Source organism: Bradyrhizobium sp. Ses1 (assembly GCF_059512365.1).
The window spans coordinates 84,022-100,730 of the sequence record NZ_JCAMOQ010000015.1 but is presented as its reverse complement, the minus strand read 5'-3'; the positions used below and the strand labels follow the sequence as shown (position 1 = coordinate 100,730).

Sequence of the window (16,709 nt, the reverse complement as noted above, 5' to 3'; positions counted from 1 at the left end):
GTGGCCGACGGGCTCACTTGACGAGCCAGCCCTGCTCGGCCGCGACCAGCTTGATGTGCTCGAGGTCCTGCTTGATGTAGCTGTCGAACTCGGCTCCGGTCAGGAAGGCATCGACCTGCGAGGTTTTCTCGATGTAGTCCTTCCATTCCTGTGTCGCCCGCACCTTCTTCATGAGTTCGACATAGAAGGCAGCCTGCTCCGGCGTGACCTTGCCGGGCAGCCAGACGGTACGGGGCTGCTCATATTGCGGGATGTCGAGTCCCTGTTCGACGCAGCTCGGCACGTCGCTCCAGCCTTCGGTCGCGGTGACCTTGGGCCCCTGCGGCAATCGCTTTGGACTGAAGACACAGAGCGGGCGCTGCGTTCCGCCGCGCCACTGCCCCAGGCTTTCAGAGGGGTTGTTGACGTGAGAGTCGATATGACCGCCCGCGAGCTGCACGGCGGCCTCGGCGCCGCTCTTGAATGGAATGTAGGTCAACTTGATGTGCCCGACTTTTTCGATCATGCGGGTCAGCACCTCGTCGGTATCCTTCGACTGCGCTCCGCCCATCTTGAATTCATTCGCGGCCGCTGCCTTCAGATAGTCGTTGACGGTCTTGTACGGGGCGTCCTGCTTGACCCAGAGCAGGAACTCATCTTGCGCCATAGCGGCGATCGGAGTGAGATCGGTGTAGTTGAAGGCGACCTTGGACACGAGCGGCTGCTGCCATGCGTTCGACGTGCCGAAGATCACCTTGTGGGGATCGGCGGCCGAAGCCTTGCCGTACACATAACCTTCCGCACCGCTTCCGCCGCCCTTGTTGACGACCACGATCGGCTGGTCGGTCAGCTTGTACTTGGTGATGATGTTCTGGACCGCACGCGCCAGATTGTCGGTGCCGCCGCCCGGCCCTGCGGTCGCGACGAACTCGATCGGCTTCTGCGGCTGCCACGCCGCGCCCGCCGGAATCATGCCGGCGAGCAGGATTGCGGCGGCAGGCAGCAGGAATCTCGACGTGACGTCCATGGTTTCCTCCGGCTGATTTTTTGCCTGTTTTACTTGTCGTATCGGCCTGTCACGTTGCGCGACCGGCTTTTATCGACCACCTGCTGCCGAGACGATTGCGCCTTCTTTCTCGAGCGCTTTGATCTGACTGTCATCGAACCCATACTCGGACAGCACCTCGCGCGTATGCTCACCATAGACCGGCGCGCCCGAACGCACTTTTCCCGGTGTCACGGAGAACTTGACCGGGAGCCCAATCGTCTTCACCGGTCCGAGTGTCGAATGCTCGACCTCGACGACCATCTCGCGTGCAAGCGTCTGCGGATCGTTCAGCGCTTCCAGCATGTCGTGTACAGGACCGCATGGCACGCCCTTCTCTTCCAAGAGCGTGAGCCAGTGCGCCCGTGTCCCCGTGCGGAAGCGCTCGCTCAAGACCGCTTCGAGCTCCTTCAGATGCGCCATGCGATCGGCGCCGGTCACGAAGCGCGGATCGGATGCAAGCTCGGCTGCGCCCAGCGCCTCCAGCATCAACAGCCAATTCTTGTTATTGGCGCCCCCGACAACAAGCCAGCCGTCCGAAGCCTCGAATGCCTGGTATGGCGCGTTGAGCGGATGCGCCGAGCCCATCGCGCGCGGTGCCGTGTTGGTGGCGAGCGCGATGGTCGATTGCCAGTAGGTCTGCACCAGCGCCGCCTCATACAGCGAGGTCTCGACCCACTGCCCTGCACCGGTCTTCAGCCGATGCGCGTACGCAGCCAGAATTCCCATGCAGGCCAAGAGGCCGGCGGTAATGTCCGATAGGGGTGGACCACACTTCACAGGTGGGCCGTCTGGCCGCTCGCCGGTGAAGCTCATGATCCCGCTCATGGCCTGGGCGACCAGATCGAAGCCGCGGCGATGCTTGTAGGGTCCGGTGCGGCCGAAGCCCGAGAGCGAGCAATAGATCAGCGCCGGGAATTCCTCGTGCAACGCCTGATAGCCGAAGCCCAGCCGCTCCATGGCACCCGGCGCGAAATTCTCGACCAGCACGTCGGCACGTGCGATCAGCCGCCGCAGCACCTCCTTCCCGCCGGCGGTTTTCAGGTCCAGCACCACGCCGCGCTTGTTGCGGTTCATCATCAGGAAAGAGGCCGCCTCGTCGCCAATCTTCGGCGGCACCGAATAGCGGGTGTCATCGCCATTCGGCCACTTCTCGATCTTGATGACATCGGCGCCCATGTCGGCGAGCATCAGCGTGCAGGTCGGTCCCGCCATGACATGGGTGAGGTCGACGACCTTGAGGCCGGCGAGCGGTCCTTGCGGACGGGCAGCGGGCTGCGATTGGTTGCCTTGCATCGTCATATCCCTATCGCCCGCGCCATTGCGGTGCGCGCTTGTTGAGAAACGCGTCCAGCCCCTCGCGAAAATCCTCGCTCATGTAACACATGACGATGAGGTCCTCCCCCTCCTCGCGCGTCAGCCGCTTCTGCAAGCGTGCAACCGCCTGCTTTGTCGCGTTGAGCGTCAGCGGTGCGTGGCCGGCAAGGAGCCGGGCGACCTCCTCGGCGCGCCCGTCGAGCGCCGCGAAATCATCGACCACCTCCGTGAGCAGGCCGATCGCCGCGGCCTCGGCGGCTTCGACCAGCCGCGCCGTGAAGATCAGATCCTTGACGCGTGCCGGTCCAACGAGGGCGGCGAGCCGGCTGACATTCGACATCGACAGGCAATTGCCGAGCGTGCGGGCAATGGGAAAGCCGATCCGCGCGCTTCTGGTGCCGATGCGCAGATCGCAGGCCGCGGCGATGCCGGCACCGCCGCCGGTGCAGAAGCCGCTGATCGCGGCGATCGTCGGCACGCGGCACTGCTCGAGCGTGGTGAGGACGCGGTCGATACGGTTCTCGTAATCGACTGCATCCTGCGGTGTCGTGAAGGCACGGAACTGGTTGATGTCCGTTCCCGACGCGAAGGCCTTGTCGCCAGCGCCGCGAAGCACCAGCACCTTGATTGCCTGATCGCTGTTCGCCTGCTCGCAGATTTCGGCGAGCCGCTCGTACATTTCGAAAGTGAAGGCGTTTCTGGCCTGAGGACGATTGAACGTGACCCGTCCAATGCCGCTCGCGACCTCGAAAACGAGATCTTCCGCCACGTCCTGATCCATTTCCTCTACCCAGTCGTTTTCCTAACTTTGAATGCAAAATAGGGAATTATCAAGCTGGAACTTGGAGGATTAGGTCGATATTCTTCATTTTTGAATTCAAATCGGAGGCTCGACGAAATGCTGCATGAGGAGGTCGTCAGCCGCATTCGCGCGATCCTGCTCGACGGCGAAATTCCGCCTGGCGCCCGAATTCCCGAGCGCGATCTATGCGAACGGCTGCAGATCTCGCGCACACCGCTGCGCGAAGCCCTCAAAGTGCTGGCGGCCGAAGGCCTTGTGCAGTTGCTGCCAAACCGCGGCTCCCGCGCAGCCAGGCTTACTGACAAGGACATGCGTGACCTGTTCGAGGTCTGCCAGGGGCTCGAAGCCCTGGCCGGCGAGCTTGCATGTGAGCGCGTCACCGAGGAAGAAATCGGTGAGATCGCCGCTGCGCATGCCGCGATGGCACATCACTATCGTAACGGCGATCTGATTCAGTACTACCGCTGCAACCGGGCCATCCACGAGGCGATCGTGGCGGCGGCCGGCAATCCCGTGCTCGTCGGTCTGTACAATTCGGTCACCGCGCGCATTCGGCGCGCGCGCTATGTCACGCCGATGACGTCGGACCGTTGGGCGTTAGCGCTTCATGAGCACGAAGCGATCCTCAACGCGCTGCAGCGTCGCGACGGCGTCGGCCTCTCCCACATCTTGCGCACCCATCTCCGTCACAAGCGCGAGGAGGTTCTGCAGGCGGGGTTCGCCGAGACGGAAAGCGGCGATCCCACCATGCCGCCGGATCGAGCCCGGGTCTGAAATCGGCCAGCCTGCTCTCAGCAGGCGGCCAGTGGCTCATCCTAGCAGAGCCTTCGGAAGCTTATGCATGATTTCCATCACGCCAGGCGCTCCCTCGCCGGGCGTCAGGTGCGCCGTAGCCGCCTTGGCGGCGGCGGATGGATCCTGTTCGAGAATGGCTTGGAGGATCAGGCCATGATATTGATAAGCTTTACTGATGTAGCCCATCGCATCGAACGAATGATTGCGATAGGCGCTGGTTCGCGTACGCATGCGCAGGATCTCCTGGCGGAGATACGGATTGCGGGAGCCCGCATACAGCACCTCATGAAACGCCATGTTGGCCTGCTGCCAGCCGAGCGCGTCGTTACGTTCGACAACGCTGCGGGACGCCTTATGGGCGTCAGCCAAGGCCTCGCGCTCCTTGCTGGTCATGCGTTCGCAGGCGTAGCGGGCCGATAGCCCTTCGAGCTCCGCCAGCAACTCCCACACCGACAGGAGCTGTGCGAAATCCATCTTCGACACGATGGCGCCGCCGCGGGAGATGCTGGACACCAGCCCCTCGGCCTTGAGGCGCAGAATGGCCTCGCGCACCGGCGTACGCGACACGCCGAATTGGATCATCAGGTTTTCTTCGTCGACCGGATCCCCAGGCAGCAACTCGCGCTGGCTGATCTGCCTTTCGACAACACTGTAAATGCGGTCGCTCACCTTCATTTCGGTCACTACATGGGTCCTTGGCAACTTCGGAAGGCGATCGTCCGGGCCATGGTCGACACGTTTAGGTCCCCGACGCAAAAGGAAATAGCTTCAGTTCGAATAGCGATCGCGCTTCAGTCTGCCTCCATGCATGATCTCCACGCAAAGCGCGTTCCGTCATTGACGGGAAACCGGTACCCGGTTTCCCCCAATCCACGCAAGCCGATCAGAGCGTCAAGTTGACCGTTACGGTCTTCAACCGCGAAAAGCCCTCGAGCATCGACCCCAGCGACATTTCCTTGCCGAGCCCGCTCTGCTTGAAGCCGCCATAGGGCTGGCCCATGATCTGGCCCTTGCCCTGGTTGACCTGAACCCAGCCGGAATCGATCTCATGGGCCATGCGGATGGCGCGCGACGTGTTGCGCGAGAATACATAGCCTGCCAAGCCGTAGTGGCTGTCATTGGCCATCTTCAGCACCTCGGCCTCGTCGGTCCAGGGGATCGCCACCAGCACCGGACCGAAGATTTCCTCCTGAGCAAGACGCCAGTTGTTCGACGTGCTGGCGAACAGCGTCGGTATGGTGAAATAGCCGGCGCTCAACGGGCCCTCCTTCGGCGGCAGGCCGCCGGCGATCAGCTTGACGTCCTTGTTCTTGATGCCGTCTTCAATGTAACCGCAGACCCGACCATATTGCTTATTGTTGATCAGGCTCCCCATGTCGGTGGCTTCGTCGAGAGGATTACCGATCTTGTAGCTGTTCATCAGCGCGACCAGCTTGTCGAGAAACGTGTCGTAGATCGACCGGTGCAAGAACAGGCGCGATCCGGCGGTGCATGACTGGCTTTGCCGCGTGAAGCGCATCGCGGATGCGACGCCCTGAACCACCCAATCCTCGTCGGCATCTTCGCAGACGATAGCTGGGCTTTTGCCGCCAAGCTCGAGCGACACCGGCACGATGCGGTCCGCCGCGCCAGCCAGGATGCTGCGGCCGACCGCAGTTGAGCCGGTGAACGACAGCTTGCTGATGCGCGGATGAGTGGCGAGCGCTGCGCCGCATTCTGGACCAAGGCCGGTCACGATATTCAACACGCCTGGCGGCAGATGCCGATTGCAGATTTCGGCAATGAACAAGGCGGCGAACGGTGCGTCTTCGGCCAGCTTGAGCACCAGCGTGTTGCCGGCGCACACGGCCGGCGCGATCTTGATCGACGACAATGTCGCCGGCGCGTTCCAGGGCACGATGGCGCCAACGACGCCAAGCGGCTCACGCCTCGTGTAGCTCAATATGTCATCGCCGAGCGGCAGCGTATCGCCCTTCAGTTCGCTGGCCAGACCGCCAAAGTAGCGGAAGACCTCCACGCAGGTCAGCGCCTCCGGACGCGCCTGGGTGCGCAGCGCATTGCCGGTTTCGTGGGCGATGATGCGGGCCAATTCTTCAACGCGGACTTCAAGCTCGTCCGCGACCTTGAGCAGCGCCTTGCCGCGCAGGGACGGCGTGACCTTCTTCCAGCTCACGAAGGCCTTTTCCGCCGCGACCACCGCGCGTTCGACATCCTGCCCGGACGCGCGCGGGGTGTGGGCAATCGTCTTCTTGGTGGCGGGGCATTCGACCGCCAGCGTGCGACCATCGACGCTGCCGACCCATTCGCCATTCAACAGTTGAAGCGTCGGTCCAAGGCGCACGGAGCTGTCCGCCTCGCTCACGGATGCCTTCAGCCCTCCATTGATTTGAACTTGTACAGTCATGGTCTTTCCTTCCATCGTTATAGCAGCCACCGGCCGAGCCGCATCTTTCATGAGTAGCCGGCGGAGCGATCAGGTGGCACGTACGCCCCGATCGGCAGCGGCTTTCACAGCCGTTTTCTCGGCGCTTTTCGCAGCAGCTCTATCGGCAACTTTCCTGGCCTCGCGCCGACTGCTGGTAATCTTCATGAGCGAGCCGACGATCCCGTTCGGCATCAAGGTCATGCATGCAATCAGGATACCACCATAGACCGCACCGGAGAACGCCTGGCCGAGATCCGAGGCGTAGGACGGCACGAACTGCAGGAACAGGCCGGCGACCAAAGCTCCCCAGATCGTTCCGAGTCCGCCCACGACGATGGCCGCCAGGAAGCTGATCGACAGCATCAGCGTGAACGAGTCCGGGCCAATGAAACCGATCGTAAAGGTCGCGAGTGCACCACCGACGCCGGCCAGCATCGAACCAACCCCGAACACGATCACCTTGAGCCTGTTGACATCGACGCCCATCGATGACGCGGCCAGTTCGCCTTCGCGGATGCCGGCCAGCGCCCGGCCATTACTGCCGCCGACGAAGTTCCTGACCAGCCAGAAGACAACGACGGTAAACGCCAGCACCATGTAATAGATCCATGCATCTTGGCCCAGGGTGAACCATGCCGGCGGCACCGGCTTGTCGACCATCAGGCCGGCCGCGCCGCCGGTATAGGCCTTGAACTGCTTGACCAGTGGGATGACGGATACGGCGAGGATCAGCGTGATCAAGGCCAGATAGAGCCCCCGCAACCGTTTGGCCGGATAACCCGCCAGCACGCCAGCGATGAATGTGACAATCGCCGCAATCAGGACCCCCAGGACATCGTTGACGCCCAGATACACGACGCTAAGCACGGCGGCATACGACCCCAAAGCAAAGAAGGCATTGTGGCCGAGCGAGACCTGCCCGACATAGCCAGTGATCAGGTTGAGGCCCAGCGCCGCCACGGCATAGGTCATCACGCCGGTCAGTTGGAATGTCTGATATTCAGGAATCACAAGCGGCATGCCGAGCAGGATCACCGCCAGTACGAAGCCGATACCGATCTTGGTGACGGCCACATCGCCGTGCCGAACCGATTGCATGGCAGGAATTCCGATGCTGCTCATACGCGTACCACCACGGTGCTGCCGAACAGACCTTCAGGCTTGATGATCAGCACAGCGACGATCAACATCAGCGGCAGCAGGATCTGCAGATCGGAACCGAGCCAGGGAAGATAAGCCATCGATAGGGCTTGCGAGATGCCGACGATGGCACCGCCAACAACCGCGCCGCGATAGCTCGTCAATCCGCCGACCACGGCGGCAGCGAAGGCGTAGATGATGATGGCGCCCATCATGTTGGGATCGAGCGTCAGTTTCGGGCCGACCAACAGGCCAGACACCGCCCCGAGCCCGGCCGCCAGTCCCCATCCGATCGCCATCATTGCCGTGAAGGGAACGCCGACCAGCATCGCGGATGTGGCATTGGAGGCCGAGGCGCGCAGTGCGGTGCCGAGCCGCGTATGCTGCAACAGCAGGAACATGCCGGTCGAGATCGCAATCAGAATTACGATCGTGCCGACCAGCTCGGCATTGAACCTGAGCGCGCCGATGGCGAAGCTCTTCTCGGGGAACGGGCTCGGCAATGAGAGCTGCAGAAATCCCCAGATCGCGCCGTTGAAACTATTGAAGGCCAGGAACAGGCCGAGCGTGACGATGACGATCGTCAATTCATCCCGGTGCTGAACCGACCGGACCAGCAGCAGATAGGCCAGCACGCCAACGATCATCGATACAACGATGGCAATGAGAAACGACCACCACAACGGCACGCCCCAATCGACCATCTGCCAGGCTATGTAGGCGGAGAATGTCGCCATCTCGCCTTGGGCGAAATTGGCGATGTTCGTCGTCCGATAGATCAGCACCAGGGCAAGGCCCAGCGACGCGTAGATCGCGCCATCCCCGATGCCGTTGACGATCTGCTGAAAGAAGTACTGCATCGTCAGCTTCTCTATTCAGTTATTGGAGTAACCTGCATGAGCAAAGACCGGTCGCGGATATTCAGTTACCAAGATAGGCAGCGCGGACGCCGTCGTTCTCGGACACATCTCGGGCCGTGCCCGACAGCACCATCGAGCCGGTCTCAAGCACGTAGGCGTCATTGGCAATCTCCAACGCCAGATTGGCGTTCTGCTCGACGATCAGCATCGCGATGCCCTGCGATCGGTTGACGCGTTGCAACGCCCCGTAGAGGTCATCGATGATGACCGGCGCGAGCCCGAGCGACGGCTCGTCGAGCAGCATTACCCGCGGCTTGAGCATCAGCGCCCGGCCGACGGCCAGCATCTGCTGTTCGCCGCCGCTGAGGCTACCCGCCTTCTGCTTGCGGCGCTCGCGCAAGCGAGGAAACAGCGCGTACATCTGCTCGATATCGGCTGCGATCTCGGCCTTGTCGCGGCGACGGAAGGCGCCGACCGCCAGATTGTCCTCGACGGTCAGGTCGCTGAAGGTGCCGCGTCCCTGCACGCCGTGGGCGATGCCCAGGCGCGCGATCCGGTCGGGGCCCAGTCCCTTCAGGTCCTTGCCGTCCAGCAGGATCTGTCCCGTATATTTGACCATACCGCTGACGGCGCGCAGCGTCGTCGTCTTGCCTGCACCGTTGGCGCCGAGCAGCACGGCGATGCTCTTTTCGCCGACCGCGAGCGAAACGTCGTGCAGCACCGGGATGCGCCCGTAGCCGGCGCTAACGCCCTTGATTTCGAGAACGTTCACGCTGTTTCCCCAAATAGGCCTGGATGACGCGAGGGTCCGACTTCACGTCGGCCGGTTTGCCTTCGGCGATCTTGTTGCCGAAGTCCAACACGACGATGTCGTCCGAGACATTCATCACCATGCCCATGTGATGCTCGACCAACAGCAAAGTCATGCCGAATTCGTCACGCACCCGGACCAGGGTCCGCGCGAGTTCATCGACCTCCGAATGCGACAGCCCACCAGCCGGCTCGTCCAGCATCAGGAGCGAGGGACGAGACGCCAGCGCGCGGGCAAGCTCGACCCGCTTGAGCGTCGGATAAGGCAGGCTGTCGATGCGTTCATCGTGCAGGTGATCGAGTTGCAGGCGCGCCAGCAGTTCCATCGCCGCGCGGCGCTGGGCGGCTTCTTCGGACCGCCGCGACACCGGCACGAACGGCGCGCGCAAGAGCGAGGTGCGACCATGGTGATAGCCGCCGAGCATCACGTTCTGCAGGACCGTCAGCGATTTCATCAGCGCCAGGTTCTGGAACGTACGAGCAATGCCGAGTTTCGCGATGTCCTTCGACCGATAGTGTGTGATGTCAGTTCCGTCGAAGGTGATCCTGCCTTCCGTCGGATTGTAGAGGCGGCTGACACAATTGAACAAACTGGTCTTGCCGGCGCCATTGGGGCCGATCAGGCCGCAGATGACGTCCCGCCTGACCTGGAACGATAGTGCATTGATCGCAACGAGGCCGCCGAACCTGAGCGACAGATTGTCCACCGCCAGCTTCGGCGGCGCCGTGGAAGCCGGCGCCGTCCGCGGGGAGAGATGAGCCGTTGAGCCGTTCATGCGATCTTCGTCCCCACGGTGAGGGCTAAGGGAAGCTGCTTCTCCAATCTCCCCGGCGTTACAGGCCGAGGGCCGCTTCAGCCTGCTTGGCGACGACCGTCATGTCCGAGCCGGGCGCCGCGCTTGCCAGCGCCTTGGCCCAGATCGCGGCCGTCGTGCGCGAGAGCTGGGCATCGGATCCCATCGCGTCGAACAGCGACATTGCCACGCGGACATCCTTCTCCATCAACGCGAGCGCGAAGCCGAACTGGAAAGTGCGGTCGATGACCGCCTTCTGCCAGACATGGGTGGTCTGGAAGCTCTGGCCGGATGACGCATCGATCACTTTGAGCATCGTCGCTGGATCAAGACCGAACTTGGCGCCGACCGCGAAGACTTCGCTGGTGGCGGCAAAGGCCGTGGCGGCGAGCAGGTTGTTCAGTGCCTTGACCGCGTGGCCCGACCCGACCTTGCCGACCAGGAAGACCTTGGCGCCCATCTTCTGCAGCACCGGCAGCGCCCGATCGAAATCAACCTGCGTACCGCCGACCATGATCGCCAGGCTTGCGGCCTCCGCGCCTTTGACACCACCGGAGACCGGCGCGTCGATGAAGCGGATTCCCTTTTTGGCAGCGATCTCCGCGTTCGCGACCGAATTGGTCGGCGCGGACGAGCTCATGTCGATCACCATGGCTCCGGCGGGCAGATAATCGAGCAGTCCCCTGCCGCCATCGGCGCCATGCAGCACCTGATCGACGATCGCGCTTGTCGGCAGCATCAGGATCACCGCATCAGCCGAGCTCATGCCGCTCACACCGTCGACGATCCGGCCACCGCTTGCCCTAGCGGCCTCAGCCGCACGGGCCGCATCGGTATCGTAGACGAGAATGTCGGCGATCCCCTTCAGATGCTTCACCATCTGACTGCCCATGGCGCCCAGCCCGATGAATCCGATGGTCTTGAATGTGTTGTTGGTCATGGACGTTGTCTCCTCGTTGCGACGTGTCATTGCGACTTGGCTGGGGGTTCGTAGAGCGGCGTCTTGCCCTCGTAATTGAGGACAGGGCCGACCGGCACGAACTTCACGCCGTCGAACTGGGAGATCTGCACGGACTCGATCGGGTAGCCGTCTTCGGCACCATTGGTGTTCAGCGTGATGCCATCGAGCATCAGCGGCTCCTTCTGGTTCTTCATGCTGCGAGCTGCCTTCATGAAGGCCTCGCGGGTCGGCTGCTCCATCCGCTCGAACAGGCCCTTGGTCGCGTGGCAGGCGTACCAGCCGGCCGCCGCATTCTGGTCGGCGGGATTGAGCGAGCCGCCATATTGCTTGAGCTTGGCGACGTAGAGCTTCATGTCTTCGTCGTTGGCGTAGACCGGGTTGGTCTGGTCCTTCATCCACTGGCCGCTATAGACGCCCTTGGCGGTCTCGACGCCGGCCGGCTCGAACACGCCACCGATGCTCGATCCGACACCCCAGATGATGTGCACCGGTTTCCAGTTGATTGCCGCCATCTGCTTGAGAGCCTGCACGACGAATTTTGGCGTGGTCGCATCGACGAACAGATCGGCGCCCGAAGCGGCAAGTCGGCTGATCTTCGCGTTGATCGTCGGTTCGCTATAGGTGTGTTCTTCGCGAGCGACGATGTTGAGACCAAGCTCCTTGGCCGACTTCAGGAACGCATCAGCAAAGAACGGACCGCCGCTGTCATCGTTGAGCAGCGCGATCTTGGCGTCCGGGAATTTCTGCTTGATGAACGCCGCATAGATCGCGGCTTCGGTGTTATAGGCGAGCCACGCGGCCATGGTCCAAGGGTTCTTTTCGACCTCGGACTTTGCGCCGAACATCGGGCCACCCGTTGCGATGAACATCTGCGGCACATGCTCGGCGTTATAGTACGGCCGCGATCCGAGATTGGCGCCGGTGCCGACATTGCCGACGACCGCGAACACCTTGGACTGGCTCACCAGTCGACGCGCATTCTGCACCGCACGCGCGGGCTCCATCGCATCATCCAAGATATCAAGCCGGACCTTGCGCGTCTTGCCGTCGCCGAACTTGACGCCGCCCTGCTCAGCATTGAGGTAATTGAAGCACGCTTCGGTGCCGCGGGCGATCGCGCCGTAACCCGCATTCGGGCCGGACAACGCGGCCGAAATGCCTATCACAATTTCAGTATCGGTAATGCCGTTCTCTGCGTGCGCCGGTGTGACGATGGTGGCTGTCCCCACCCCCAACGCTAACGACAACAGACAACCCCACGCATCGCGTGGCCGCGCGTGCGACATCGTCTTCCTCCCTGATCTTTTTTTGGATGCTGCGCACCCTTGGCGCGAATTAAGACACGAAGTATTTTTTTGATCAAGCTATATATATTTATAAAGCGCCTAAGGATATTGCGCTGCGACGTGCCCCTCCGCGCGACAGCGCTGCCCACTGCAACAGCTATTCATTCTTGGTGGAGCTGTCGTCGTTGTACAAGCAAAGCCGTCGATGTCGCGCGGATCGAGCCCGGCATCACTGCAGGCGGCGAGGATCGCCTTCAGCGCGAGCTTAAATTCCGCGTCCGGCGAGGCCGTGCCGATAATACTCGGTCTCACCGATCCCGACGACGGCAACGCGGCCCCGAGCGTACGATCGCTCCGCCCGCTCATGCCTGCTTGTCTGCCGATGCCGGCTGGCGCCGAGCGCCGAGAGCGCCCTCTTCCGCAAGGCGTGCCAGTCGCGCGTCGTCGTAGCCGAGCACCTCGCGCAGAACTTCCTCCGTGTGCTGGCCCACGGCCGGCGCAACGACGGGATCCACGACCGGGGTTTCAGAATATCGGATCGGCAGGCTCACATTCGGCACCCATCCGACCGTGGGATGCGGGATGCGTGTCACGATCGCACGCTCCCGCGCTTCCGGAGAACGAATGGCCTCGCCGACGCTGCGCACCTGCCCGCAGGGCACGCCCGCCGCCCGCATCCGCGATTGCCAATACGACCATGGCTGCTGCGCGAAAGCTTCACCAAGAATCGCGAACAATTCGTCGCGCCGGCGAATGCGTTCGGGACCGGTCGCGTAGATTTCGGCCGTGGCCATGTCGGCGCGGCCCATCACTTGCGCCATCAGCCGCTGAAAGATCTTGTCGTTGCCGCAGTTGATATAGAAGGAGCGGTCCTGCGCCTGGAACACGCCCGACGGGCACGTATCGGGAGACGTGTTGCCATGCCGCTGTGTATCAGCGCCGCTGAACAGATGTTGCAGCGTGGCGTAACCCGTCATCAGCACCGCGGTGTCGAACAGGGACACCTCGATGGCTTGTCCGACACCGCTGCGCTGGCGCGCGACCACCGCGCCGAGGATCGCATTGGAGGCCATCATCGCCGTTGAGATATCCATGACCGGCGATAATGCGCGCACGCCTTCGCGATCGGCATAGCCGTTCATGGACACGAACCCGCTCTCGACCTGCGCGATCGGATCGAACCCGAGCCGATCGGCAAAGGCGCCGTCCCGGCCATAGGCTGACACCGAACAATAGATGACGTCACGTTTGATTCTGCGGCAATTGTCGTAGTCGAGGCCCAGTCGCTTCATCACGCCGGTCGAGAAATTCTCGACGACGACGTCCGCCGTAGCAATCAGTTCACGCGCGACCTTGAGGCCTTCCGGCGACTTCAGGTTGACCGCGACGCTGCGCTTGTTGCGGTTGGTCCAGAGAAACGGAGCGCCGTGCCTGAGATCGGGATGCAAGGGCGGATAACGGCGAAGATCGTCGCCCTTCTCCGGCGCCTCGATCTTGACGACCTCCGCACCCATGTCGGCGAGGATCATCGTGGCGAAGGGGCCGGCGATGAAGTGCGAGAAATCGATCACCCGAATTCCATCCAGCGCTTTTGGCGCATCGGAAGTGCGCGGCGCATGTTCCGGAAATTCCGCTTCGAGCTGATCCAGCATTCTTCCTCCCGTCGGTTTGTTGTTTAGATCTCCAATCACAGATCCAGCACGAGCGTCGCTGATTTCGAACCTGAGCAGCAGATCATCATTGTTTTGTTGGCCGCTCGTTCCTCCGCGCTGAGAAACTGATCGCGGTGATCGGGAATTCCCTCAATCACCCGGGTCTCGCAGGTGCCGCAGACACCTTCGGCACAGGCGTAGTTCGCTGTCATTCCTGCATCCAGGAGCGCGTTCAGGATCGTCTTGCCTGGTTCAACCGTTATCGTTCGGCCACTGCGCGCAAGCCTCACTTCAAACCCACTTTCGGCGGCCGGCTTTTCCCTTGCCTTGAAATATTCCACGTGCACGTGAGCGGCGGGCCGAGCAGTGGTCGCCGCTTCGAATGCCCCGAGCATCGACAGCGGCCCGCAGCAATACAGATGCGCTTCTGCAGGGGCGCCTTCGACGATCGCCGCAAGGTCGAGCTTGCGGCCGAGTGGCGCGTGGTCGAACGTCACGTGCAGGTTCTCTTGAACGTCCGGTCGAAGCGCATGCAGTTCGTCAAGGAACGCCGCGGCGAAACGAGTCCTGGCTGCGTAAAACAGCTCCCAGGAGCGACCTAGCATCTCGAGGCGGCGGATCATCGAAAGCAGCGGCGTGATTCCGATTCCGCCCGCGATCAGCACCGAATGCGCCGCATCCTCCTCAAGGACAAAGTTGTTCCTGGGATGCGAAATCGTCATGATATCTCCGACCCGCACCGTGTCATGGATGAGCCTGGAGCCACCCCGACCTTCAGCATCCCTGTTGATCGCGACCACATAGCGCTTCCGTTCGCTCTGGTCATTGACGAGCGAATAGCTGCGGATCATTCCGTTCGGCAGATGCAGATCGATGTGACAGCCGGCCGTGAAAGGAGCGAGATCGCCGCCTCCCGGAGCGACCAATTCGTATGAATTGATGCTCTCGGCCTCGTAGCCGATCCGTTTGACGCGGACCCGCATGGTGCTCTCAGCCATGAGCCCCGGCGCCTCCGCTTGCACGATGATTGCGCATAATACGAGCGAACGAGCTCACAGCTTGTACCCGAAATCGGCGCCGAGCTGCGCGCGCATGAAGCGGGCGCCGACGTCGACCCACGAGTCTTCCGGCGGCAGTTGCAGCGACACGGCGCGGACCATGAACACGTCGGGGTCGGTCACGCTCTTTGGCTTGGTGCCATGATCGCGATAAGTGCCGAGCGCTTCGAGCAGGAAGCGCCGCGTCATCGCAATGCCGGTGTCGCTGGAGCAGAGGTTCTCCTTGGTACGGTCGTAGATCGGCGAAACACCGCTTTGACAAGCGCCGTCCTGCACCCACAGTCCGGGCAACCCCGAGAACCAGGTGGTCTGCTGCGCCTCATAGTCGAACTGGAAGCCGTTCTGCGGATTGTATTTGGTCCAGTATCCGGCGTAGGGAACGGTCACGGGGTGCTGGACGAGTGCATGCCTGCTGGCGTGCCCGCTCTCCCGACCGTTGTGCCCCTCTGCGAATATCTGACGGGTCTTCTGCGCCAATGGCTGCGAGGGATGATACGAGAACATGATGCACAGCGTATTCTCGTCATCGATCGGCACCCAGGCGTGCCCGCTCAAATCGGGGAACGGCGACAGTGGCGGGACGAGCGTATAGAACGGCAGGAGGAACTGGTTGACGCGCCAGTACAGTGTGTTCTCGTCGTAGTTCCGCCGGGCGGCGATGCTCATCCCGAAATCCTGCTTGATGCATTCAAACGTCGGACGGAGGTCGCGCTTCTGAATCCACGCGCTCGTGGTGCCCTGAGAGTCGAGCCGGCCGTGCAGCAGCGGCGCGTGGGCGGAATCGATCTCGCCTTCGACCGCCTGCAGCCAGTTGCACTCCTGGACGCGCACGGAGACATGCACCTGGTCCGCCGGCACCAGATTCCACTCCACGTTCGGAAGCGGCGGAGGGCTCGCAGCATCCGGCCCCATGTAGGTCCAAAGCATCCCGTTGCGCTCCTGGCAGGGATAGGCCTTGATCCGGACGCGCTCTTTCAGGCGGCTGCGAACCGGCTCGGCCGGCATGTCCGTCGCCGCGCCTGTCACATCGAACTTCCAGCCATGATAGACGCATCGCAATCCGCAATCTTCGTTGCGGCCGAAGATCAGCGGCGCGCCGCGATGCGGACATGCATGATCGACCAATCCGACGCGGCCTTCGGTGTCGCGGAAGGCGACCAGATCTTCGCCCAACAACCGGATGCGCTTCGGCTGTCCGTCGTTTACGAGATCGGCTGACGGCAGAAAGGGAATCCAATACAGTCGGAACAGCTCGCCAAGGGGCGTGCCCTTCCCCACCCGGACCAGTCTTTCATTGTCTTCGTGCGACAGCATGACCTTCCTCCGCTCAATTCAACAATTCGTCGCGAGGCCTCATTTGGCTGCGCGCTCGAGGAGAGCAGCGATGCGGGGTGACAAGCCCAGATCGCGGGCGGTCCACAGCGGATCGGAAGCGGCAAGCGGCTTTCGAGGAACGGGCGGCTCACTGCGCGCTTCCACCAGGCTCACGATCTGTTCGATCCGTCGTCGTTCGAGCTCTCTGAGCGTGTCTTCGACGACAAACCCTTCCGCGATGCAGCCGGGCAGTTCCGGATAAGCGAGCCGCAGAAGCCACTTGCCTGGCTCGGTTTCGACGGCTTCAGCCTCAAGGAGATACGGGATCGACAAAAACTGGCGCAGATCCAAAACCATCCTCCCTGGACGAACCTTGACCCATTCGCGTCCGTATTTGTTACGTGTACGTACTATATCGACGCTTGTGTTGCAAGGCCGATGCGGCGTTTCCGACCCGCGTTCAGATCCGGC

16 protein-coding genes are annotated in these 16,709 nt (G+C 62.2%); 1 reads left to right on the top strand and 15 read right to left on the bottom strand.

Annotated features, from left to right (window positions below; genetic code table 11):
- Window positions 1–13: 13 nt before the first annotated feature.
- The 3 genes from AC5ZG5_RS19315 to AC5ZG5_RS19305 form a co-directional block, all read right to left on the bottom strand.
- Window positions 14–1,006 carry a Bug family tripartite tricarboxylate transporter substrate binding protein gene (locus tag AC5ZG5_RS19315; protein ID WP_456643461.1) on the bottom strand — a complete coding sequence of 331 codons (993 nt, stop codon included), beginning with the start codon at window positions 1,004–1,006 and terminating at the stop codon, window positions 14–16.
- Window positions 1,007–1,075: 69 nt separating this feature from the next.
- Window positions 1,076–2,320 carry a CaiB/BaiF CoA transferase family protein gene (locus AC5ZG5_RS19310; protein WP_130222437.1) on the bottom strand — a complete coding sequence of 415 codons (1,245 nt, stop codon included), beginning with the start codon at window positions 2,318–2,320 and terminating at the stop codon, window positions 1,076–1,078.
- Window positions 2,321–2,330: 10 nt separating this feature from the next.
- Window positions 2,331–3,122, bottom strand: a complete 792-nt coding sequence (locus tag AC5ZG5_RS19305; RefSeq protein WP_456643462.1) for an enoyl-CoA hydratase/isomerase family protein — start codon at window positions 3,120–3,122, stop codon at window positions 2,331–2,333.
- Between the two features lie 117 nt (window positions 3,123–3,239).
- On the opposite strand from AC5ZG5_RS19305, the gene AC5ZG5_RS19300 reads away from it, so the two are divergent.
- Entirely contained in the window at window positions 3,240–3,917 is a 678-nt protein-coding gene (locus tag AC5ZG5_RS19300) for a GntR family transcriptional regulator (RefSeq protein WP_028163133.1), read from the top strand.
- A gap of 36 nt (window positions 3,918–3,953) precedes the next feature.
- Here the strand turns inward: AC5ZG5_RS19300 and AC5ZG5_RS19295 are convergent, their stop codons facing one another.
- The 12 genes from AC5ZG5_RS19295 to AC5ZG5_RS19240 form a co-directional block, all read right to left on the bottom strand.
- Window positions 3,954–4,613, bottom strand: a complete 660-nt coding sequence (locus AC5ZG5_RS19295) for a GntR family transcriptional regulator (RefSeq protein ID WP_028163132.1) — start codon at window positions 4,611–4,613, stop codon at window positions 3,954–3,956.
- A 208-nt stretch (window positions 4,614–4,821) separates the two neighbouring features.
- The gene (locus tag AC5ZG5_RS19290; RefSeq protein WP_456643463.1) at window positions 4,822–6,342 is read right to left on the bottom strand and encodes an aldehyde dehydrogenase family protein; all 1,521 of its coding nucleotides are present in this window, start codon (window positions 6,340–6,342) and stop codon (window positions 4,822–4,824) included.
- Between the two features lie 69 nt (window positions 6,343–6,411).
- On the bottom strand, window positions 6,412–7,461 hold the full coding sequence (locus AC5ZG5_RS19285; RefSeq protein ID WP_456643464.1) for a branched-chain amino acid ABC transporter permease: 1,050 nt from the start codon (window positions 7,459–7,461) through the stop codon (window positions 6,412–6,414).
- Between the two features lie 20 nt (window positions 7,462–7,481).
- Window positions 7,482–8,363, bottom strand: coding sequence for a branched-chain amino acid ABC transporter permease (locus AC5ZG5_RS19280; protein WP_028163130.1), 882 nt, complete (start codon window positions 8,361–8,363; stop codon window positions 7,482–7,484).
- Window positions 8,364–8,424: 61 nt separating this feature from the next.
- The gene (locus tag AC5ZG5_RS19275) at window positions 8,425–9,135 is read right to left on the bottom strand and encodes an ABC transporter ATP-binding protein (RefSeq protein WP_456643465.1); all 711 of its coding nucleotides are present in this window, start codon (window positions 9,133–9,135) and stop codon (window positions 8,425–8,427) included.
- Window positions 9,107–9,949, bottom strand: a complete 843-nt coding sequence (locus AC5ZG5_RS19270) for an ABC transporter ATP-binding protein (protein ID WP_456643466.1) — start codon at window positions 9,947–9,949, stop codon at window positions 9,107–9,109. The genes AC5ZG5_RS19275 and AC5ZG5_RS19270 overlap by 29 nt, the downstream gene beginning before the upstream one ends.
- Window positions 9,950–10,007: 58 nt before the next feature.
- Window positions 10,008–10,907, bottom strand: a complete 900-nt coding sequence (locus AC5ZG5_RS19265) for an NAD(P)-dependent oxidoreductase (protein WP_165435012.1) — start codon at window positions 10,905–10,907, stop codon at window positions 10,008–10,010.
- 26 nt (window positions 10,908–10,933) lie between these two features.
- On the bottom strand, window positions 10,934–12,175 hold the full coding sequence (locus tag AC5ZG5_RS19260; RefSeq protein WP_456643467.1) for an ABC transporter substrate-binding protein: 1,242 nt from the start codon (window positions 12,173–12,175) through the stop codon (window positions 10,934–10,936).
- A 401-nt stretch (window positions 12,176–12,576) separates the two neighbouring features.
- Complete coding sequence (locus tag AC5ZG5_RS19255) at window positions 12,577–13,866, bottom strand: CaiB/BaiF CoA transferase family protein (protein WP_456643468.1); 1,290 nt, start codon at window positions 13,864–13,866, stop codon at window positions 12,577–12,579.
- Window positions 13,867–13,901: 35 nt separating this feature from the next.
- Complete coding sequence (locus AC5ZG5_RS19250; protein ID WP_456643469.1) at window positions 13,902–14,717, bottom strand: PDR/VanB family oxidoreductase; 816 nt, start codon at window positions 14,715–14,717, stop codon at window positions 13,902–13,904.
- 201 nt (window positions 14,718–14,918) lie between these two features.
- A complete protein-coding gene (locus AC5ZG5_RS19245; protein ID WP_456643470.1) occupies window positions 14,919–16,238 on the bottom strand; it encodes a Rieske 2Fe-2S domain-containing protein in 1,320 nt (439 codons plus the stop codon).
- A gap of 39 nt (window positions 16,239–16,277) precedes the next feature.
- Complete coding sequence (locus AC5ZG5_RS19240) at window positions 16,278–16,589, bottom strand: hypothetical protein (RefSeq protein ID WP_496138696.1); 312 nt, start codon at window positions 16,587–16,589, stop codon at window positions 16,278–16,280.
- Window positions 16,590–16,709 lie beyond the last annotated feature (120 nt).